At 66.3% G+C, this 20,927-nt stretch carries 20 protein-coding genes and 1 pseudogene; 14 read left to right on the top strand and 7 right to left on the bottom strand.

Annotated elements, in window-relative coordinates; translation table 11 throughout:
- Positions 1-4 precede the first annotated feature (4 nt).
- The 10 genes and pseudogenes from ccmC (at position 5) to B552_RS0100250 (ending at position 8,876) form a co-directional block, all read left to right on the top strand.
- The gene (gene ccmC / locus B552_RS0100205) at positions 5-784 is read left to right on the top strand and encodes a heme ABC transporter permease CcmC (RefSeq protein WP_019446966.1); all 780 of its coding nucleotides are present in this window, start codon (positions 5-7) and stop codon (positions 782-784) included.
- Positions 781-933, top strand: a complete 153-nt coding sequence (gene ccmD / locus B552_RS28155) for a heme exporter protein CcmD (RefSeq protein WP_019446967.1) — start codon at positions 781-783, stop codon at positions 931-933. The genes ccmC and ccmD overlap by 4 nt, the downstream gene beginning before the upstream one ends.
- Positions 930-1,379 carry a cytochrome c maturation protein CcmE gene (gene ccmE, locus B552_RS0100215; RefSeq protein ID WP_026035144.1) on the top strand — a complete coding sequence of 150 codons (450 nt, stop codon included), beginning with the start codon at positions 930-932 and terminating at the stop codon, positions 1,377-1,379. Before ccmD ends, ccmE begins: the two co-directional genes overlap by 4 nt.
- Complete coding sequence (locus B552_RS0100220) at positions 1,376-3,439, top strand: heme lyase CcmF/NrfE family subunit (RefSeq protein WP_019446969.1); 2,064 nt, start codon at positions 1,376-1,378, stop codon at positions 3,437-3,439. The genes ccmE and B552_RS0100220 overlap by 4 nt, the downstream gene beginning before the upstream one ends.
- On the top strand, positions 3,436-3,996 hold the full coding sequence (locus tag B552_RS0100225) for a DsbE family thiol:disulfide interchange protein (RefSeq protein WP_019446970.1): 561 nt from the start codon (positions 3,436-3,438) through the stop codon (positions 3,994-3,996). The genes B552_RS0100220 and B552_RS0100225 overlap by 4 nt, the downstream gene beginning before the upstream one ends.
- Positions 3,989-5,134, top strand: a complete 1,146-nt coding sequence (locus B552_RS0100230) for a cytochrome c-type biogenesis protein CcmH (protein WP_019446971.1) — start codon at positions 3,989-3,991, stop codon at positions 5,132-5,134. The genes B552_RS0100225 and B552_RS0100230 overlap by 8 nt, the downstream gene beginning before the upstream one ends.
- Positions 5,135-5,223: 89 nt before the next feature.
- Positions 5,224-6,288, top strand: a complete 1,065-nt coding sequence (locus tag B552_RS0100235) for an AI-2E family transporter (protein WP_019446972.1) — start codon at positions 5,224-5,226, stop codon at positions 6,286-6,288.
- A 14-nt stretch (positions 6,289-6,302) separates the two neighbouring features.
- Positions 6,303-7,087 (top strand): annotated as a pseudogene (locus tag B552_RS26970) (LysR substrate-binding domain-containing protein).
- 135 nt (positions 7,088-7,222) lie between these two features.
- Positions 7,223-7,834, top strand: coding sequence for a glutathione S-transferase (locus B552_RS0100245; protein WP_019446973.1), 612 nt, complete (start codon positions 7,223-7,225; stop codon positions 7,832-7,834).
- 46 nt (positions 7,835-7,880) lie between these two features.
- Entirely contained in the window at positions 7,881-8,876 is a 996-nt protein-coding gene (locus B552_RS0100250) for a pyridoxamine 5'-phosphate oxidase family protein (protein WP_019446974.1), read from the top strand.
- A 164-nt stretch (positions 8,877-9,040) separates the two neighbouring features.
- On the opposite strand, the gene B552_RS0100255 is transcribed toward B552_RS0100250, so the two are convergent.
- Genes B552_RS0100255 through B552_RS0100265 form a run of 3 tightly spaced genes read right to left on the bottom strand, consistent with a single transcriptional unit; the run spans position 9,041 to position 12,384 of the window.
- Complete coding sequence (locus B552_RS0100255) at positions 9,041-9,529, bottom strand: GAF domain-containing protein (protein WP_157160142.1); 489 nt, start codon at positions 9,527-9,529, stop codon at positions 9,041-9,043.
- Positions 9,526-10,503 carry a tripartite tricarboxylate transporter substrate binding protein gene (locus B552_RS0100260; RefSeq protein WP_026035145.1) on the bottom strand — a complete coding sequence of 326 codons (978 nt, stop codon included), beginning with the start codon at positions 10,501-10,503 and terminating at the stop codon, positions 9,526-9,528. Before B552_RS0100260 ends, B552_RS0100255 begins: the two co-directional genes overlap by 4 nt.
- A 51-nt stretch (positions 10,504-10,554) precedes the next feature.
- On the bottom strand, positions 10,555-12,384 hold the full coding sequence (locus B552_RS0100265; protein ID WP_019446977.1) for a gamma-glutamyltransferase family protein: 1,830 nt from the start codon (positions 12,382-12,384) through the stop codon (positions 10,555-10,557).
- A gap of 121 nt (positions 12,385-12,505) precedes the next feature.
- Between B552_RS0100265 and B552_RS0100270 the strand changes: the two genes are divergently transcribed.
- A complete protein-coding gene (locus tag B552_RS0100270) occupies positions 12,506-13,444 on the top strand; it encodes a LysR family transcriptional regulator (protein ID WP_019446978.1) in 939 nt (312 codons plus the stop codon).
- Positions 13,445-13,482: 38 nt separating this feature from the next.
- Positions 13,483-13,800: a YnfA family protein gene (locus B552_RS0100275; protein WP_019446979.1), complete on the top strand. Its 318-nt coding sequence runs from the start codon at positions 13,483-13,485 to the stop codon at positions 13,798-13,800.
- 46 nt (positions 13,801-13,846) lie between these two features.
- Here B552_RS0100275 and B552_RS0100280 read toward each other — a convergent pair whose 3' ends face one another.
- Together B552_RS0100280 and B552_RS0100285 are read right to left on the bottom strand one after the other, a co-directional pair.
- Positions 13,847-14,218 (bottom strand): c-type cytochrome, encoded by a 372-nt coding sequence (locus B552_RS0100280; protein WP_019446980.1) that lies wholly within the window; start codon positions 14,216-14,218, stop codon positions 13,847-13,849.
- The gene (locus B552_RS0100285) at positions 14,215-14,622 is read right to left on the bottom strand and encodes a VOC family protein (protein ID WP_019446981.1); all 408 of its coding nucleotides are present in this window, start codon (positions 14,620-14,622) and stop codon (positions 14,215-14,217) included. Before B552_RS0100285 ends, B552_RS0100280 begins: the two co-directional genes overlap by 4 nt.
- 359 nt (positions 14,623-14,981) lie before the next feature.
- Between B552_RS0100285 and B552_RS0100290 the strand changes: the two genes are divergently transcribed.
- Entirely contained in the window at positions 14,982-17,396 is a 2,415-nt protein-coding gene (locus tag B552_RS0100290; RefSeq protein WP_019446982.1) for a DUF3772 domain-containing protein, read from the top strand.
- A gap of 336 nt (positions 17,397-17,732) precedes the next feature.
- Here the strand turns inward: B552_RS0100290 and pip are convergent, their stop codons facing one another.
- A complete protein-coding gene (gene pip, locus B552_RS0100295) occupies positions 17,733-18,689 on the bottom strand; it encodes a prolyl aminopeptidase (RefSeq protein ID WP_019446983.1) in 957 nt (318 codons plus the stop codon).
- Between the two features lie 153 nt (positions 18,690-18,842).
- Here pip and B552_RS0100300 point away from each other — a divergent pair, with 153 nt between their 5' ends.
- The gene (locus B552_RS0100300) at positions 18,843-19,553 is read left to right on the top strand and encodes a DUF2076 domain-containing protein (RefSeq protein ID WP_019446984.1); all 711 of its coding nucleotides are present in this window, start codon (positions 18,843-18,845) and stop codon (positions 19,551-19,553) included.
- Between the two features lie 41 nt (positions 19,554-19,594).
- On the opposite strand, the gene B552_RS0100305 is transcribed toward B552_RS0100300, so the two are convergent.
- A complete protein-coding gene (locus B552_RS0100305; RefSeq protein ID WP_026035146.1) occupies positions 19,595-20,854 on the bottom strand; it encodes an MFS transporter in 1,260 nt (419 codons plus the stop codon).
- Between the last annotated feature and the right edge of the window lie 73 nt (positions 20,855-20,927).

The raw sequence follows: 20,927 nt of genomic DNA on the forward strand, positions 1-20,927 counted from the left end.
CACGATGCAGCGCGATATCTCCATCGACCCCGCCACCCGCTCCGCGCAAACCGCACGCGTGCGCTGGATGGCCTTTGCGGCGCCCGTGCGCTGCTACCCGCTGGCCGGACGGCTGGCGCCGTGGTGCTTCGCGGCAGCCGCGCTGTGTCTCATCGTCGGCCTGTATCTGGGATTCGTGGTGGCGCCCACCGATGCCCAGCAGGGCGAGGTCTACCGCATCATCTTCATCCACGTGCCGGCGGCGTGGATGTCGATGTTCATCTACATCGTCATGGCGGGCTGGTGCGCGCTGGCACTGGTGCTGCGCACGCGGCTGTCGTCGATGATGGCTTCGGCGCTGGCCCCCACCGGCGCGCTGTTCACGGTCATCGCGCTGTGGTCCGGCGCGCTGTGGGGCAAGCCAACATGGGGCACGTACTGGGTCTGGGACGCGCGCCTGACGTCGGAACTGATCCTGCTCTTTCTCTATCTCGGCTTCATCGCGCTGGAGGCAGCCATCGACGAACCGCGCCGCGCGGAACGCGCGTGCGCGGTGCTGGCGCTGGTGGGCGTGGTCAACGTTCCGGTGATCTACTTCTCCGTGCAGTGGTGGAACACGCTTCACCAGGGGGCGTCTGTCAGCCTGACCGCCGCACCCACCATGGCCGCCACGATGCTGGCCGGCATGCTGACGATGACGCTGGCCTGCTGGATGTACACGATCGGCGTGGCGCTGGTGCGCCTGCGGTGCATTCTGCGCGAGCGCGGCGAGATTGCAATCGGAACCGGGGAGGACACCCTGTGAGTGGCTTCAGCTTCAACCTTGATCTGCTGGCCGGCCACGCGGGCTATATCGCGGGCGCCTTCGGCATGACCGCCGTGCTGATCGCCATGGAACTGCTTCTGCTGCGCCAGCGCCGCCGCAGGAGTCTTTCCGGACAGCCGCGCGCATGACGCCCAGACAGCGCCGACTCGGATTGCTGCTGGCCGCGCTGATCTGCTGCGGCACGGCCGTGGCGTTCGTGCTCAACGCGTTCCGCGCCAATCTCGTCTTCTTCTTCAGCCCTACGCAGGTGGCCGCGCACGAGGCCCCCGCGGCGCGCAGCTTCCGCCTTGGCGGACTGGTGGTGCCCGGCTCGCTGCACAAGGACCCCGAGAACCTGACGATCCGCTTTGTCGTGACCGATACGCGCCATGACATTCCCGTGGTCTACCGCGGGCTGCTGCCGGACCTGTTCCGCGAAGGCAAGGGTGTGGTGGCGCGCGGCGCGCTCGATCGCAACGGCACGTTCGTCGCCAGCGAGATCCTGGCCAAACACGACGAGAACTACATGCCGCCGGAAGCCGCGGACGCGCTCAAGCGTGCCGCATCGGACAACCCAACGGGACAAGCGCGATGAATCCGGAACTGGGACACTTTGCGCTGATCCTGGCGATGCTCGTGGCGCTGGTGCTTGCCACGTTGCCGATCGCGGGCGCGGCACGCGGCAACGTGGCCTGGATGTGCCTGGCACGGCCGCTGGCGCTGTTGCATGGTGCGCTGCTGGTTGGCGCCTATGTCTCGCTGACGCTGGCCTTTGTCGATAACGACTTCAGCGTGCTGTACGTGGCCGCCAACTCGAACAGCGCGCTGCCGCTGGTCTACCGCATGGCGGCGGTCTGGGGCGGGCATGAGGGCTCGATGCTGTTGTGGGCGCTGATGCTGGCGCTCTGGGCCGTTGCCGTCGCCACGTTCAGCCGCCGCCTGCCGCTTCCGTTCGTGGCCCGCGTGCTTGGCGTGATGGGGGCCGTCAGCGGCGGGTTGCTGCTGTTCGTGCTGTTTGCGTCGAATCCGTTCCTGCGTCTGCTGCCGCGTGCGATGGAGGGGCGCGATCTGAATCCGCTGCTGCAGGACCCAGGCATGGTGTTCCATCCGCCGTTCCTGTACATGGGCTACGTGGGTTTTGCGGTGGCGTTCTCGTTTGCGGTGGCGGCGCTGATTGAAGGCCGGCTTGACGCCGCGTGGGCGCGCTGGTCCCGGCCGTGGACGATCCTGGCGTGGATGTTCCTGACAATCGGCATCGCCATGGGCAGCGCGTGGGCCTACTACGAGCTGGGCTGGGGCGGCTGGTGGTTCTGGGACCCTGTCGAGAATGCGTCGTTCATGCCCTGGCTGGCCGGTACCGCGCTGATTCACTCGCTGGCCGTCACGGAAAAGCGCGGCGCGTTCCGCGCATGGACGGCGCTGCTGGCAATCTTTACGTTCTCGCTGAGCCTGCTGGGCACGTTCCTGGTGCGGTCCGGCGTGCTGACGTCAGTGCATGCGTTCGCGGTGGACCCCAGGCGCGGCATCTTCATCCTGACGCTGCTGGGGCTGGTAACCGGACTGGCGCTCGCGCTGTTCGCGTGGCGCGCGCCCCGGCTGACGCAGCGCACGCCATTCAGCCTGACATCGCGCGAAGCATTCCTGCTGGCCAACAACGTGCTGTTGGCGGTTGCCGCATCGGCCGTGCTGCTCGGCACGCTTTATCCGTTGCTGCTGGATGTCCTTGAATTGGGCAAGGTATCCGTGGGCCCCGAGTACTTCGAAGAAGTGTTCGTGCCATTGATGGCCCCCGCCGTGCTGCTGATGGGCGCCGCGCCGCTGGCGCGCTGGCGGCGCAGCGAATTGCCCGACATGGCCAAACGCCTGCGCTGGGCGGCGGTGGCAAGCGTTGTCATCGCGCTTGGGCTGCTGGCCGTGTTGCGCAATGCGTCGGCGCTGACCGGGCTTGGCCTGGTGCTGGCCGCCTGGTGCGCCATGAGCGGCGTGGCCAATGTGGCGGCGCAGGTCCGGCATGCGCGCAACTGGCGCGCCGCGCTGCGGCAGTTGCCGGCGGCCTACTACGGCATGCTGCTGGCGCACATTGGCGTGGGCGTGTTCATCGCCGGCGTAACGCTGGTCAAGAGCCAGGAAAGCGTGCGCGAACTGGCGATGCGCACCGGCGATTCGGTTTCGGTCGGCGGCTACGATTTCCGCTTCGACGGCGTGCAGCCGGCCAAGGGCCCCAACTACGACGCGCTGCGCGGTACCGTCACGGTCACACGGCACGGGCGGCCGGTGACCACGCTGGCCACCGAACGCCGCGTTTATCACAGCCAGGACATGCCGACCACCGAAGCCGCCATCGACACGGGGCTGACACGCGATCTGTACGTGGCGCTGGGCGATGCTTCGAACACGGCCTCCGCCGATACGCGCTGGCCGTTGCGGATCTATGTGAAGCCATTCGTCGCGTGGATCTGGGGCGGCTGCGGGCTGATGGCGCTGGGTGGGCTGCTTGCCGCCAGCGACCGCCGCTACCGTCTGCGCAGTCCGGCAACCAGCACGAACGAGGCGGGCGACCTTGCCGCCGCAGCACCCACCGCACCCACAGCACCCACGGCCCCCGCCGCCGCCGCCACGCTGGCGATGCCCGCCAGCAAGGAGTCCGAGGCATGATGCGCTTCCTGCTGCCGCTCGGCGTGTTCCTGGCCATGGTGGTGGCACTCGCAGCCGGACTGCGCCACGATCCGCGCGAGCTGCCGTCGTCGCTGGTGGGCAGGCCGGCACCTGCGTTCGTGCTGCCCGTGCTGGCGCAATCGGGCCCCACTGCCAACCAGAAGGGCCAGACGTTCGACCCGGCCAGCATGCGCGGCAAGGTCTGGATGCTGAACGTATGGGCGTCATGGTGTACCGCCTGCCGCGCCGAGCATCCGGTGCTACTCGATATGGCCGCGCAAACCCGCGTTCCGCTGTACGGCCTGAACTACAAGGACTCACGCGGTGCCGCGCTTGACTGGCTGCAACGGATGGGCGATCCGTACGCGGCATCGCTCGTGGATGCCGATGGCCGGGTCGGGATCGATCTTGGCGTGTATGGCGTGCCGGAGACGTTCGTGATCGATGCCGCAGGCGTGGTGCGTTATCGGCAGGTTGGCCCGGTCACGCAGCAGGTGCTCGAGCAAAAATTGCTGCCGCTGCTCAAGGCGCTGGAAGCAGGAGGCAATCATGCATAGCCGCTGGCTTTCCGCGCTGTTGTCTGGCGCGCTGCTGCTGATCGCGCTGCATGCCGGCGCCGCGCCCGCACAGACCGATGCGGAGCTTGATGCGCGCGTACAGGCGCTCTCGTCGCAGCTTCGCTGCCTGGTCTGCCAGAACCAGACGCTGGCCGATTCGAACGCCGATCTGGCCGTCGACCTGCGGCGCGAGATCCGCGCGCAGATGGCGCAAGGCGCCAGCGACGATGCCATCAAGACCTACCTCGTGCAGCGCTATGGCGACTTCGTGCTCTACAAGCCACCATTCAAGCCGCTGACGTGGCTGCTATGGCTCGGCCCGTTCATCGTGCTTGCTGCGGTGCTGTTCTGGCTCTGGCGCACCAGACAGCGCACGAGGCAACACATAGGGCGGGGCACGATGGCGACAGCCGATGCAATGCCGGAGCCCGAGCGCGAGGCGGCGCCCACCGTGCGTGGCCGCTCGATGCTGACCAATGCAATGCTGCTGACGCTGCTGCCGCCGGTTGCCGTGGCGCTGTATCTGCATCTGGGATCGCCGGTGGCATTGTTCGGCACGGCTGGGGCGCATGACGGCCCCGACGGCGAAACCAACCTGACGGCGGCCCGCGTCGAGGACATGGTGGACCGGCTTGCCGAACGGCTGCGCAAGAACCCGGACGATGCCAACGGCTGGGTCATGCTCGCGCGATCCTATGTGGTGCTTGAGCGTTATGACGATGCGGCGGCCGCATTCGATCGCGCGATTGCGCTGGCGCCCGACGTTGCCTCGCTGCGATCGGACTATGCCGATGTGCTGGCCAGCATCGGCGGCGGATCGCTCGAAGGGCCGGCCATGGCCCAGATCCAGGCCGCGCTGCGACTTGACCCCGACGATCCGAAGGGCCTTGCGCTGGCGGCAAGCGCCGCCGCGGAGCGCGGCGACAAGGCCCAGGCGATTGCCTACTGGGAACACCTCTACCGGCTGCTGCCGCCCGATTCGCAGATCGCCGGCCGGATTGCCGCCAATCTGGCCGCCGCCCGGGCTGCGACCGGGGCTGCGACCGGGGCTACGACCGGGGCTGCTACCGGGGCTGCTACCGGGGCTGCTACCGGGGCTGCTACCGGGGCTGCCATCGCTGCCGCCCCGCACCAGTGACCGCACACGCGCCGTCCCCGGCACAAGGCATGTGACGACCTCGCGGCATCGTAGAATGGCTGCCCGGCCCGTGCTTGAGGAATTCCACCATGACCGAACCATCCGGTCTGCATCAAAAGACGTTCCTGCTGCTGCTTGCGGCAGTCTCCATCGCCTTCTTCTGGATCTTGCTGCCGTTCTACGGCGCCGTATTCTGGGGCGCCGTCCTGGCCATCATCTTTGCGCCGCTGCAACGGCGCCTGACGTTGGCACTGCGCGGCCGCAACAATGTGGCGGCGCTGCTGACGCTGCTGCTGGTGCTGCTGCTGGTGATCCTGCCGCTGACGGTCATCAGCGCGTCACTGATCAACCAGGGGGTTGGCCTGTATGACAACATCCGCTCCGGGCAACTGAACTTCGGCCTTTACTTCCAGCGCGCGGTGGATGCGCTGCCGCCCTACGTGCGCGTGATGCTGGCGCGCGTGGACTTGACCAGCATTGCCGACGTACAGGCCAAGCTCAGTGCCAGCGCGTTGCAGGCCAGCCAGTTCCTGGCCACGCAGGCGCTCAGTATCGGACAGAACACGGCCCAGTTCATGATCAGTTTCGGCATCATGCTGTACCTGCTGTTCTTCCTGCTGCGCGACGGGCCGCAACTGTCACGCCAGATTCGCACCGCCGTGCCGCTGAGCCAGACCTACAAGCAGCACCTGATCCAGAAGTTCACCACCGTCGTGCGTGCCACGGTCAAGGGCAACGTGGCCGTGGCGGCAGTCCAGGGAATGCTGGGCGGCGGCATCTTTGCCGTGCTCGGCATCCAGGGGGCGTTGCTCTGGGGCGTGGTGATGGGATTCCTCTCGCTGCTGCCGGCCGTGGGCGCCGGCCTGATCTGGGCGCCGGTGGCGGCGTACTTCCTGCTGACCGGGTCGACGGCCAAGGGCGTGGTGCTGATTGCGTTTGGCGTGCTTGTGATCGGCATGGTCGATAACGTGCTGCGCCCGATCCTGGTGGGCAAGGACACGCAGATGCCCGACTACGTGGTGCTGATTTCCACGCTCGGCGGCATGGCGCTGTTCGGGCTCAACGGCTTCGTCATCGGGCCGCTGGTGGCCGCACTGTTCATCGCCTGCTGGGATCTGCACAGCCAAGGCGACGACGCGGCCCCGTCCGCCTGAAGGGGGCCCGCGCCGTGGACCGTCTGCAGGCCATGAAAACATTCGTGACCGTCGTGGAGAGCGGCGGTTTTACGCCGGCGGCGCGCAAGCTTGACGTGTCGCTGTCCGTGGTCAGCCGCATCGTCACCGAGCTTGAGGCGCACCTGGGCGTGCGCCTGCTGACGCGCACCACGCGGCTGGTTCGCCCCACTGCCACGGGGGCCGCCTATTACGAGAACTGCCGGCGCATCCTGGCCGAGATCGATGAAGCCGAGCTTGCGACCACCGGCGCCCACACCGCGCCGCGCGGCAAGCTTTCCATCACTGCATCGGTGCTGTTCGGGCGCAGGTTCGTCACGCCGATCGTCGTCGAGTATCTGCGGCGTTACCCCGAAGTCGATGTGGACTGCCTGCTGATCGACCGCAACGTCAGCTTCGTCGACGAAGGCATCGACGTGGGCATTCGCATCGGCCAGTTGCCCAGTTCGTCGCTACCGGCATCTCCACGCTGCCGGAATGGCGCTTCATGCGCGACGGCGAGATCGCGCCCGTCCGACTGACGCCCCGCATGGCCACGTCTACGAACGATTCGGCCATTGCTGCGGCAGTGTCGGGCTTCGGGCTGGCCGCCGTGCTGTCCTACCAAATTGCGGACGAGGTGCGCGATGGCAAGCTGCGCATCGTGCTGGACGCGTTCGAGCAGCCGCCGCTGCCGATTCATGTGATCCATCGCGAAGGCCGGCATGCGATGTACAAGGTGCGCGCGTTCATCGATCTGGCCGTGGACACGCTGCGCGGCACCGCATCACTGAATCCGTAGCGGCAATTCTTCTGGTTACTGCAAGAGTCACTTCTTGCCGCGGCGGTTTTTCGTGGCGCGGGATGCACCTATATTCGATTCGAGCCCTGCATCGTGCCGGGGCCCCGAACAATCGAAGCCAAGGACATCCCGACCATGAAACTCTATGTGCACCCGCTTTCCGGCCACGCCCACCGCGCACGGCTGTTCCTGTCGTTGCTTGGCCAGCCTGTTGAACTGGTCGAGGTGGACCTGCTGGCCGGTGCGCACAAGTCTCCCGAGTTTCTGGAACTGAATCCGTTCGGCCAGATTCCGGTGCTGGTGGACGGCGAGGCCGTGGTGCCCGATTCCAACGCGATACTGGTCTACCTGAGCAAGAAGCTCGGCCGCACCGACTGGTTGCCCGAAGCCCCTGCCGCTGCTGCGGCTGTGCAGCGCTGGCTGTCGGTGGCCGCTGGCGATATCGCGTTCGGCCCGGCCCGTGCACGGCTGGCCACGTTGTTCAATGCGCCGGTTGATGGCGACGATGCCATCGCACGCGCGCACGTGGTGCTCAAGCGTATCGACGATGCGCTGGTCAATCGCACGTGGATCGCCGCCGATCATCCGACGATTGCCGATGTGGCGCTGTATAGCTACACGGCCCGCGCGCCGGAAGGATTTGTCGATCTCAATGCATACGCCAACGTGCGCCAATGGCTTGCGCGAGTGGAGGCGCTGCCGGGCTTTGTCGCGCTTCAGAAAAGCCCGGTCGGGCTTGAAGCCTGAAGCCCTGCCTGAAACCACCTGAAACCTTGCTCAGCAGGAGCACGCGATGAACCGTCAACCAGCCCCCCATGCGGATGTTCTGCCAGGCACGCCGTGGCATACGGGCGAGCGCGAATTGCAGGCTCGCGCCGGCGTTGAAGAGCGTCTGGCGGAAGTTGGCGCACGCGTGGTGCGCGACTACATGCCGGACCAGCACCGCGATTTCTTCGCGATGCTGCCGTCGATCGTGATTGGCGCGGTGGCGCCCGACGGCCGCGTCTGGGCCACGATGCGCGCGGGGCATCCCGGGTTCCTGCATTCGCCCGACCCGCACCGGCTCGAAGTGAGCACCGTGCGCGATGCCGACGACCCGGCCGATAGCGGCATGGAGGACGGCAACGCCATCGCGCTGCTCGGCATCGAGCCGATGAGCCGCCGCCGCAATCGCCTGAACGGCACCGTGCATCGCACTGGCCCACAAGGTTTCGAGGTTTCTGTCGGGCAGAGCTTCGGCAACTGCCCGCAGTACATCCAGAAGCGGGAGTTCGTCATCACACGCGACCCGGCGCAGCCCGCCGATGTCGCGCCGCAAATCATGACCGAACTGGACGAACGCGCGCGCGTGCTGATTGGCCGCGCGGATTCGTTCTTCGTGGCAACGTATGTCGATCTGCCCGGAGGCATACGCCAGGTGGATGTGTCGCACCGCGGCGGCCGGCCCGGGTTCGTGCGTCTAGATGCTGACGGCGGCCTGACCATCCCGGACTTCCCCGGCAACACGTACTTCAATACGCTCGGCAACATGATGGTGAATCCGGTGGCGGGGCTGGTGTTTGTCAGCTATGCCACCGGTGAGTTGCTGCAACTGGCGGGACGCACCGAGGTCATCACCGACTCGCCCGAGATCGCCACGCTCGAAGGCGCGGACCGCCTGTGGCGCTTCATCCCCGAGCAAATCGTGCGCCGCGATCGCGCACTACCGCTGCGCTGGGACTTTGTGCCGGGCGGGGAGTCGCCGCAGGCGCTGAGGACGGGCGTCTGGGCGGCGTCGCGCGGGTCGTGACAGCACGTGTGTGGATGGGGCTGGTGGAACTGGATGCGCTGGCCCTCTCCCCCGGCCCCTCTCCCGCGTGCGGGAGAGGGGAGCGAACCAACAGCTTTTGATATGTCCTCGGTGGTCTCCCCTCTCCCGCCTGCGGGAGAGGGGCGGGGGAGAGGGCAAGCGTTTCAACCGCCAACCAGTTCAGCCACAGCCGGCATCGCAATCTGCCCCAACACACGCAGCGCGGCAATCTCCTCAGCCGTCCACGTCTGCACGTTGGCCAGGTAGTTGAACGTGCCGATCACGGCGCCGCGGTGGCACAGCGGCACGTTCACCACGCCGTTCAGGCCAAGCGCCCGAATCACGGCGATGTCGTCGAAGACCGCTGCCAGCGCTTCGTCGCCCTCCCCCACGAATACCTCGCCGCGCACCAGCAACTGGCGCGTCCATGCTGTATCGCCCTTGGTCTTGCTGCCGCCGACCGGATAGGCGGCAGGGTCCGAAGACCACAACCGTTCGATCTGCGCGGTCTGCGCGTGCCATGCGTTGATCGTCAGCAGGCCGGGGCCGACCATGTCGAGCGTGGCGCGCCCGACAGCATCCATGACGGCCTGTGGTGTGGCGGCATCGCGCAGGCGGTCAAGCAACGCGTGCATATCGGCGTTGGCCATCATTCGCCCTGAATGCCAAGTTCCCGGATCAGCTTGCCGTAGCGATCTGCGTCACGACGCAGGATCTTGCCGAACTCCTGCGGCGTCGACGTGGCCGTCTCCACGCCCATCGCTTCCATCTTGGCCTTGACCTCGGGCAGCGACATCGCTCGGTTGATCTCGTTGTTCAGACGCGTCACCAGCTCTGGCGGCATGTTCTTCGGACCGAACGCGCCGTACCACACGGACAACTCGTAGCCGGGCACGGTCTCGCCCACGGTGGGCACGTTGGGCAGCAGCGCGGAGCGCTTTGCCTCCGTCACGGCCAGCAGGCGCAGCTTGCCCGATTTCACGTGCGTCAGCGTCTGGGTGCCTGCGGAGAACAGCAGTTGCGTCTGCCCTGCCACCGTATCGACCACAGCCGGCGCACCGCCCTTGTACGGCACATGCAGCAGTTGCACGCCCGCCATTTTCTCGAACAGCACGGCGCTCAGGTGGTTGGTCGAACCGGGCCCCGCGCTGGCGTAGGCGACCTTGCCGGGATGGGCCTTGGCGTAGGCGATAAATTCCTTGACGTTGTGCACCGGCACCGATGCGTTCACAACCATGGTGTTGGTCACATAGGCCAGCAGCCCCAGCGGCGTGAAGTCATCGACGCCCTTGAACGGCATGTTCGACATCAGCGCCGGGTTCATCGCGTGCGTGCTCATCGAGCCGATCAGCAGCGTGTAGCCGTCCGGCTTGGCCCGCGCAACCATCGCCGAACCAATATTGCCGGAGGCACCCGGGCGATTGTCGACGATGACCGGCTGGCCGAGCGACTTGGTCAATTGCTCGGACAGCGTGCGCGCGAGGATGTCCGTGGAGCCACCCGCTGCCCAGGGCACGATCAGCGTGATCGGCTTGGTCGGCCAGGCATCGGCCGCGCCGGCCAGGTTTGCAAACGACATGGCCAGTGCGGCGGCGCCACACAGCAGGCTTTTCATTACGGACTTCATCTCCAACCCCTTCATCTCCAACCCCTTTTCTGTCTTCGGTTATCCAATGCGTCAGCGGCCAACCGCGTAGCCCTGCATGCCGCGCGCATTGGCGCCGGCGCGCAGTACCAGCCGCCCCTTTTCGTCGCGCTCGCGCGTGCAGGCCGACATGCGGCCTTCGGACCAGTCGTCGCCCACGCGCACTTCATGTCCGCGCGCGCGCAGCGCTTCCACCGTGGCAGCGGGGAAGCGCGATTCGACGGTAATACGGTTCAGCGTGGTCTGGCGCGGCCAGAACGATTGTGGGAAATGGTCGATGTGCCACGCCGGGGCATCGATCGCTTCCTGCAGGTTCATGCCATGCACGGCGTGGCGCATGAAGAACGCCAGCGACCACTGGTCCTGCTGGTCGCCGCCCGGTGTGCCGAACACCATGTACGGCTCGCCATCGCGCATCGCCAGCGATGGCGACAGCGTCGTGCACGGCCGCTTGCCCGGCGCCAGCGTGTTGGGCAGGCCCGGTTCGAGCCAGGTCATCTGCAGGCGCGTGTTCAGCGCAAACCCGAGTGACGGAATCGTCGGGCTCGACGACAGCCAGCCGCCTGACGGCGTGGCCGCCACCATGTTGCCGTGCCGGTCGATCACGTCGATATGGCAGGTATCGCCGACGAACAGTTCTCGCTCGGCCCATTCCGTCACAGGCGGCAGCGCGGCGAACGTCGGCTCGCCCACGCCAAAACGCGTGTCGGCACTGGCCAGCGTGCGCTCGGCCACACCGGGGTCCGGCATGCGCGGTGCGCGGCCGCCCAGCGCGCCGGGCAGCATCGTCAGCGCCGCCAGTTCGCCGATCAGCGCCGCGCGGTTGGCCAGATAGTGCGGATTGAGCAGCGCAGCGAGCGGGCTGTCGACAAAGCGCGGATCGCCATACCATGCGGTGCGATCGGCCATCGCCAGCTTTGCGGCCTCGGCGATCTTGTGTACGAAATCGGGCGATGTCGGGGCATGGGCTTCGATTCCCGCGTGGCGCAGCATGCCAAGTTGCTGCAGGAACACCGGCCCCTGGCTCCAGATATCGCACTTGGCCACGGTGTAGCGGCCAAAGTCGAGCGTTGCGGGCGCCTCCACGGTGGGCTTCCAGCGTTCCAGGTCTTCAAAGCGCAGCAGGCCCGTGTGCTTGTCGCCCGTGGTGTCGCGTACCGGCGTGTTGCGGCAGTACGCGTCGATTTCCTCGGCCACGAAGCCCTGGTACCAGCAGCGCATTGCCGCGTCGATCTGCCCTTCGCGGGTCTCGCTCTGCGCAATGGCAGTCACCACGATCCGCGTGTACGTATCGGCCAGCACCGGCAGCGTGTGCAGGCTGCCCGGGCGCGGCACCTTGCCGTCCGGCAGCCAGGTCTGGGCCGAACTGTGCCATTCGTCGCGGAACAGCGCCTGTACGGCAAGGATCGCCTGCGAAATGCGCGGCACCAGCGGGAAACCGTTGCGCGCGTAGCCGATAGCCGGCGCCAGCACATCCGCCAGCGACCACGTGCCGTGGTCGCGCAGCATCGTCAGCCATGCGCCGAACGCACCCGGCACTGCGGCCGGCATCAGGCCGATGCCGGGCATCATCTCCAGCCCCATCGCCCGCAGCGCTGCCGGATCGGCCAGTTCGGGCGCGGGGCCCTGCCCGCAGACCGAGCGCACCGCGCGCTCGCGTTCGCTCCAGTAGAGGATCGGCACCTCGCCACCGGGACCGTTCAGGTGCGGCTCCACCACCTGCAGCACGAAACCGGCCGCCACGGCGGCGTCGAATGCATTGCCGCCGCGTTCCAGCACGCCCATGGCGGTCTGCGTGGCAAGCCAGTGGGTGGAAGCGGCAACACCGAATGTGCCGACGATCTCGGGGCGTGTCGTGAACATGAAATTTGCGGCAATGACCTTGGGGGAATGCGTTCGAGTATAGGGAAGTCGAATAACTGGGAAGAGCCAATTTCTTATCGCTGCATTACCATTCGGTAATACCACCCCAGCCCCCGCCGCCATGCCCATCGCCACGGACAAGCTGCTGCACAACATCGTTTCCCGGCTGCGCCTGAAGCATCTACCGTTGTTGCTCGGGCTGGAGCGGCAGCGCTCGGTGTCCCGCGTGGCGGCCGAGCTGAACCTGTCGCAGCCGGCCGTGACCAAGGCGCTGCGCGAGATCGAGGACATCTTCACCACGCCGCTGTTCACGCGGACGCGCAATGGACTGGAGCCGACGGCCACCGGCGCAGCGGTGCTGGCCTATGCCCGCGCGGCGATGGCCGATGCCGAGGCGCTTGGGCGCGAGCTGGCCGTCATCGAAGCGGGCCTGCGCGGCCGGCTGCGCATCGGCGCCATCCCGTACACTGCGCGCGCTGTGCTCGATGCCGCGCTTGCCTACGGGATGAACCGGTCGCCACGGCTTTCGGTGCTGGTCAGGGAGGGCACGACAGACGAGCTTGTCGATGCGCTGCGCCAGCATGAACTGGACTGCGTGATTGCGCGTTCGTTCTACCTGGCCGGCGAGGACATCATCGAGCAGCCGCTCTATCGCGAAGAACCGGTGCTCGTGGTGCCGTCGCGCGCTGCCGCACGGCTGTCACGCGGGGGGTTGGACTGGAAGCGGCTGGCCGAACTCGACTGGGTGCTGCCGCCGATCGATACGCCAGTCCGCCGCACGATCAATACAATGTTCGCCGTGGCTGGCGTGGCGCCGCCGCTGCCGATTGTCGAAACCTATTCGCTCAAGCCGATGGCCACGCTGCTGCGCAGCCAGCCGCAATCGATCATGATCGTGCCGCGCTCCGTGGCGGCGGAACTGATCGAGCCCGGCGATGCGGCAACATTGCCGTTCTCGCTGTCCTGGGACCTGCCGCCGGTCGGCGTGATGTGGCGGCGCGAGCCCCAGGAAAATGAACTGGTCACAGGGCTGGTGGCGGCGCTTCGCCAGGCCTTGTGAACCAGGCGTACTGGCAACACCCCTGAACAAGATTCCGGATGAAGACTGTCGCCCTCTATCTGCTCACCGCGCTAGCCGAGATTCTCGGCTGCTACCTGCCCTACCTCTGGCTTCGCCAGGGTGCGAGCCCATGGGTGCTCGTCCCCGGCGCGGCATCGCTGGCCGCGTTCGCGTGGCTGCTCACGCTGCATCCGGACGCTTCGGGCCGCGTCTACGCGGCGTATGGCGGGATTTATATTGCCGTGGCCATCGTCTGGCTCTGGATGGTCGATGGCGTAAGACCAAGTCCGTGGGATATCGCCGGCGTGGCGGTGGCAGTGGCGGGTATGGCCATCATCGTCTTCCAGCCAAGGTAATCCCCCGGCATCGCACCTGCCGCCCTGCTGCCCTGCTGCCCGCCGGTTAGCGATACGTACGCAGGTAGGCCAGAAGATCTTCGATCTGCGTGGGGTTGCTCATGCCCCAGAAGCGCATCTTGGTGCCGGGCACCACCTTGCCGGGCGACTGTACGAATGCAGTCAACGTGGCGTCGGACCAAACCACCTTAGACGCCTTCATCGCATCCGAATAGCGGAAGTCGGCCGTGCTGCCGGCCTTGCGGCCAAACAGACCATTGAGCTGGGGACCGAACGCTGCGCGTGCCGAGGGGCCAACGTGGTGGCATGACGCGCACAGGCGGGTGAAGGCTTCGCGGCCGGCCTCGATGTTGCCGGCGGCGGCGCTGGCGGTGGCGTGGAAGCACATCGCCAGTGCAATCGGTAAAACGTACTTCATGCTGCAGGATAACTGGCCACTTCAATAAGGTTGCCGTCCGGATCGCGGCAGTACACCGACGTGATCGGACCCAATGCGCCGGTGCGCTGCACCGGCCCAACTTCCACCGCCACCTTGTGCGCCAGGAAATGCGCGATCACCTCCTTGGGCGGCATATGCGTGATGAAGCAGAGGTCGTCACTGCCTGACGTCGGATGCACGCCCGTGAACCAGGCGACCGTATCCTCGCCCACTGGCCGCAGATTGATCTTCTGCTGGCCAAACTTCACGGACACCCGCTTGCCGCTGCGCGATTCGAAATCCTCGCGCTGCATGCCCAGCACCTGCTCGTACCAGGCAGCGCTGGTCTCCACGTCCTTGACGTTGAGCACGATATGGTCGAAGCGATCGATCACGAGCGTCATGGGGCTTTCCTCCTGGGTGGCTTTCTGGTCGTCCGGACGGTTCTGCCGGCCGCGTGATCCGGGGGCCGCGCAAGAAACAGGGGAGATGTAACAAGACGTTTGGCTGTGAAACAAGCGGTACTTTACACCCCGAGTGATCCGACGGCCTACGTATAATCCGGACTTCCGCTGCCGGCCCATCCATCGGCCGGCGCCACCAAACGCGGCGGCCCCATCACCACGCCAGCCCGCACTCGCTGAAAGCGCTTGCCCAGTCGCCAGACTCGGTATCGCTTTTGTTGTACACCCCGGCGCACCGCGCCCGGCACCTGCCCGCCGGAGCCCGCCCGAGCCGGAAATATCCACAACGTGCCCTCGCCATGAGCAAGATTTCCAGGCTCGCATTGAGCTTTGTACTGGCCGCACTGTTCCATGTGGCCCAGCCCGCAATCGCCGCCGAAAGTGCGTCGGACGCCGAAGCGCGGCAAATCCCCGTATTGACGCATGCGGAGGCAGTCGCCGAACTGAAGCGCCTGCAGACAGAGCAGGACCAGATCAAGCAGCAGGCATCCAACGTGTCGAGCGGCACCAAGCTCGGCGGTCTTGGCGACGGACTCAAGCAACTGGCCTCCGATGTCGAAGACCTGACTGCGTCGCTGACCCCGCAACGTGCGCAGTTGCAGTCGCAGCTCGATGTGCTCGGGCCGCCGCCGGATGCCACCAAGCCGAAGGAAGCGCCGGCAGTGGCCGCGCAACGTGCTGAACTGACCGCGCGCAAGGCTCAGCTCGACGATGAACTGAAACAGGTTGCGAGCAGCAAGGAAAACATCGTCCACTTGCAAGACCAGCTTGCCAAGCTGCAGCGCACGCAACTGAAAGACCAGCTTGCGCTGCGTTCGGAGAGCATCCTGAATCCGCAGTTCTGGCAGCCGTTCTTCACGATCTCGGCGGAGGACCGCGACCGTCTTGGCGCCTTTACCGATGAAATCGTGCCGATGCTGCGGCAGGCGTGGTTGCCTGCCCAGCGAGTTGCCACGATTGTTCTGCTGGTCATCGCCCTTGCCGTGTGGACACTTGGACGCCGCCTGCTTGAGCGTGGTGTTGCATGGTTCTGTCTCACGCAGTTGCCCGAGACACGTATCCGGCGCAGCGCACTGGCGCTGGCCACCGCACTGACCACCGTGATCACGACTGCGGTGGCCGTGCGCGTGGCCTATGCCGCATTCACGGGCGGCGATTACCTGCCGCCCGAACTGCAGGACCTGATGAGTGAGCTAGCCAAGCTCACAATGACCAGCGCGCTGATTGCAGGCCTGGGCCGCGCATTGCTATGTACGCGCCACCCGTCCTGGCGACTGCCGGCAATGGCCGATCCGGTGGCGCTGGCGATGAAGCCGTTCCCGACCATGCTGGCGGGCCTGCTGCTGCTGGCTGGCACGCTCGAACAACTCTACCGCATGGCCGATACGAGCCTGCAGGTCACGCTGCTTGGACGCGGCCTGGTATCGCTGGTTGTGGTGCTGACGATTGGCGCGGCGCTCTTGCGCGCCAATCGCGTGCGCACCGCGCTGGTGGCGGCTGGCGAGCAGCCCGAAGCACGCGCCACGCTGGCCGGGCTGATCCACGCGGCCGTATCGCTGATCGTGGTGGTGTCGTTCGGCGCGCTGCTGATCGGCTACATCAGCATTGCGCGATTCCTGACCTACGAACTGGTCTGGTTCGACATCGTGCTTTGCAGCCTGTACCTGCTCACGCAACTGACGCGCGACGTGTGCGAGGCAATGTTCTCCGCAGAACACCGCAGCGGGCGTGTGATCAAGCAGTTGTTCGGCGTTGGCGATACCCATCTCGAACAGGTCTCCACGGTGCTGTCTGGCATCGGTGCCAGCCTGCTGCTGTTGCTTGCCGTGCTGGCGCTGCTGACCGGCGGCTTCGGCACCACCCCGGCCGATCTGCTGAACAGCGTGCTGACGATGCTTGGCGGCGAAAAGCTGCGCGCCCTGAACATCATGCCGGACCGCATCATGAACGCGGTGATGGCGCTCGTGGTGGGCATCTGGCTGCTGCGTACGGTGCGCCGGTGGCTCGATGCGGAACTGCTGCCGAAGGTCTGCGCGGAGCCCGGCCTGCGTGCGTCGCTGATCACGTTGTTCAGCAATATCGGCTATGTGCTGCTTGTGCTGCTCACGCTGTCGCTGCTCGGCGTCAAATGGGAGAACCTGGCGTGGATCGTCAGCGCGCTGTCGGTGGGGATCGGCTTTGGCCTGCAGGAGATCGTCAAGAACTTCGTGTCCGGGCTGATCCTGCTGACCGAACGCCCGGTCAAAGTGGGCGACATGGTCAGCCTGGCCGGCGTTGAAGGCGACATCCGCCGTATCAACGTACGCGCCACGGAGATCCAGCTTGCCGATCGATCGACGATGATCGTGCCGAATTCACAGCTGATCTCGCAGAATCTGCGCAACGTCACGATGAGCAACAGCACGCAGGGCGTGGCCACGCTGCATCTGACCTTTCCGCTGAACACCGACCCCGAGGCCGTGCGCGACCTGCTGCTGGACGTCTACCGCGAGAACGAGGCGATCCTCGACATCCCCGCACCATCGGTCACATTCAGCCAGCTCGCGCCAAACGGCATCACGCTCAGCGTCACCGGCTACGTGAACAGCCCGCGCATCGCGGGCGGCACCAAGAGCGACCTGCTGTTCGAAATCCTCAAGCGGCTGCGCGCCGAGGATATTCCATTGTCGACACCACAGACGCTACGGCTCGAGAACATGGCGGCACTGGGGTAGTCACGACACGGAACCGTCATGCCCGGTCCAGTAGTCGGCGCCGTCGGCTGTGGGGGACAGCGCGATCACCTGCCTGCACCGCTGGCATGTGTAGAGAAAGACCTGCCCTCCGGTGCGCGCTACGGCGTCACCAGTGCGGGTCAGACGGGGATGAGGCGGAACATAACCGGGACGACCCAGCAGGCTCTTGCAAAGATCGCAAGGAACCATGGCGTTCTCCAGATTCTGATACGAGCCGCCGCAACAGCGGCTTCGTCACGTGAATTTTGTGCAACGCAGCAGAATCCAGTATAGGCGTACGACCGTACGACCGCTACGCCCGGGCCGGTGGGTCGATTACGTCTTGCCGGCGAAGCGGTCCGTTGCCGCAATCAGTTGATCGAGAATGCCGGGCTCGCTCCAGGCATGACCGGCGCCTTCGATCAGGTGGAAGTCGGCGTCGGGCCAGGCCTGGTGCAGCGCGTAGGCGTAGCGTACCGGGCACGGCATGTCATAGCGGCCGTGCACGATCACGCCCGGGATGCCGGCCAGCCGATGCGCATCGCGCAGCAGTTGCCCGTCTTCCAGCCATGCGCCATGCGTGAAGTAGTGGTTTTCGATGCGAGCGAACGCCAGCGCGAAATGCCCGTCGTCATGCTTGGCGCTGATCTCGGGGTCGGGCAGCAGCGTGATCGTTTCCCCTTCCCAGACACTCCAGGCACGCGCGGCCTCCACCTGCTTGTCCTTGTCGTCGCCGGTCAACAGCCTGCGATAGGCCGCCATCATGTTGCCGCGCTCGGCTTCTGGCACAGGGGCCTGGAAGCGCGCCCACTTGTCCGGGAACATTTCCGACACGCCGAACTGGTAGTACCAGTCCAGCTCGGCCTGCGAGACCGTATAGACGCCGCGCAGCACCAGTTCACTCACACGCTGCGGGTGCGTCTGCGCATAGGCCAGCGCCAGCGTCGATCCCCACGAGCCGCCGAACACCAGCCAGCGCTCGACGCCAATGCGCTCGCGCAGCTTTTCGATATCGTCGACAAGATGCCAGGTGGTATTGGCTTCCAGTTCCGCGTGCGGGGTCGACTGGCCGCAGCCGCGCTGGTCGAACAGCAGCACGTCGTAGCGGGCGGGATCGAACAGGCGCCGGTGGTCGGCAGAGACGCCGCCGCCGGGCCCGCCATGCAGGAACACGGCCGGCTTGGCGCCGCGTGTGCCAACGCGCTCGTAGTACAGGACGTGGCCGTCGCCGACGTCGAGCGTGCCGGTTTCATACGGTTCGATGGCGGGGTAAAGCGTACGCAGTTCAGGCATGGGTCATCCCGTTGGGCCTTGGGGTTGCCAAGTGTAGCGCCGCCGTGGCCCACTACGGCGCCGGAAACGTTCTGAAACCGCCTCTTAAGTTTCGTTTAAGTCTCGGTCCCTAGAGTGAAGCCGTACCGCAACCGACCCGAAGAAGGTGAAGCCATGACCCCCCAAGATACGCAAGCACTGGAAACGCTTCTGAGCCAGCTTGTCCAGGCTCGCGCGGATGCCAAGGACCCGCAAGCCGCGTCCATGATTGCGGACGCCGCCGCGCGCCAGCCCGATGCCGCCTATCTGCTCGTGCAGCGCGCCATGCTGCTGGATCGCGCGCTGATGAATGCGCAGGCCCAGATCGCATCGCTGCAACAACAACTGCAGGCCGCTCAGACCCAGGGCTCGCGCAGCTTTATCGATGACGCCAATGCATGGGGCAACCATCCCGGCCGTGCCGCGCCCGGAGCCATTCCGCCGGCGGCGCCGCAATACCAGTCCGCTCCGCAGCCGCAGCCGGTTCCACAACCGCTTCCACAAGCGGCGCCGGCCCCACAGCCGCGCCCGGGCTTCCTGAGCGGCGGCTTCGGCAGCACGCTTGGCAGCATTGCCACCACGGCCGCGGGCGTTGCCGGCGGGGCAATGCTGTTCCAGGGCATCGAGAACCTGTTCCACCACAACAGCGGCGGCGGGTTCTTCGGCCAGCCTGCAATGGGTTCGATGCCGACCGAAACCGTGATCAACAACTATTACGAGGATGGCAACGGCAGTGGCGGCAACGGCGGCAACAACAATGCGCTGATGGCCGACAACGGCAACCTCGACAACGGCCTGGACAACTTCATCAACGACGACTACCAGAACGACGACTCGATCTTCTGAGATCTGGCGCGGGACATGCCGATCCCGCGCCACACCCCGGCCTAGGCCGTCACCGCGATCTCACGGCGCGCGGCACTCATGAGCGACCACGCGAACACCGCCAGGCCGGCCATCGCCAGCAACATCCCGACCCAGCCGGTCGACGTCCAGCCCAGTCCTGCGGCAATCGTCACGCCGCCAAGCCAGGCGCCAAGTGCGTTGGCCATGTTGAATGCCGAGTGATTGAGCGCGGCGGCCAGCGTCTGGGCGTCACCGGCCACATCCATGAGCCGGATCTGCAACGGCGGGCCCAGTGCCACGGCGGTGCCGACCAGCATCACGTTGAGTGACGCCAGCCACGGGTGCGGGGCTGTATACACGAACGCGCCAAGCACCAGCGCCGACCAGATCAGCACACCGCCGATCGTCGGCATCAGCGCCTTGTCAGCCAGCCTGGCGCCAGCCAGATTCCCCGCCACCATGCCCACGCCGAACAGCGCCAGCACCACCGGAATACCGCTGGCCGGCATGTGGGCCACTTCGAGCATCGTCGGCTTGACATAGCTGAACACGGCAAACATGCCGCCGAAGCCAATGGCGCCAATGCCGAGCGTGAACCAGACCTGCTTGCGCGCCAGCGCCGACAGTTCGCGCAGCGGGCTGGCATGACGATCTGCCGGCACGAACGGCACCCAGCGCCAGACCAGCAGCACCGTCAGCGCGCCGATGGCGCCGACGATCATGAACGCGGCACGCCAGCCAAGCCACGTGCCAATACCGGCGGCGATCGGCACACCCACCAGCGTGGCCGTTGTCAGCCCGAGCATGACCAGCCCCACCGCCTGCGCGCGGCGCTCGCGCGGCACCAGGCCGGCGGCCACCAGCGCCGCCACGCCAAAGTAGGTGCCGTGCGGAAAGCCGGTCAGCAAGCGCACCACGAGCATCGGCACGTAGCCGGGCGCCAGCGCGCTGGCAAAGTTGCCGATGGCGAAAAAGCTCATCAGCGCGATCAGCAGGTTGCGGCGCGGCCAGCGCGCGCCAAGCACGGCCAGCAGTGGTGCGCCAATCACGACGCCGAGCGCGTAGGCGCTGATCAGGTGGCCGGCTTCGGGAATCGTAATGGCCAGGTCGCGTGCCGCGTCGGGCAGCAGGCCCATGATGACGAACTCGCCCGTGCCAATGCCAAAACTGCCGACGCCCAGCGCCAGCAAGGCACGGCGATCCGCCGCGCGGTCACGCGTGGCGGAGGCGTTTGCGTTGTGGTTCGGGGTTGGGCTGGAGAAATCGGGAACGCTGTCAAAACTTCCGTGGGGAGCGGTCATGAGGAGAGAAATCGCAAGGCACTGTCATGGCTATCACCGCTCGCTGGCGGACGGGATCTTGCGTCCCGCCTTG

This window comes from Cupriavidus sp. BIS7 (assembly GCF_000292345.1).
Lineage (GTDB): Bacteria > Pseudomonadota > Gammaproteobacteria > Burkholderiales > Burkholderiaceae > Cupriavidus.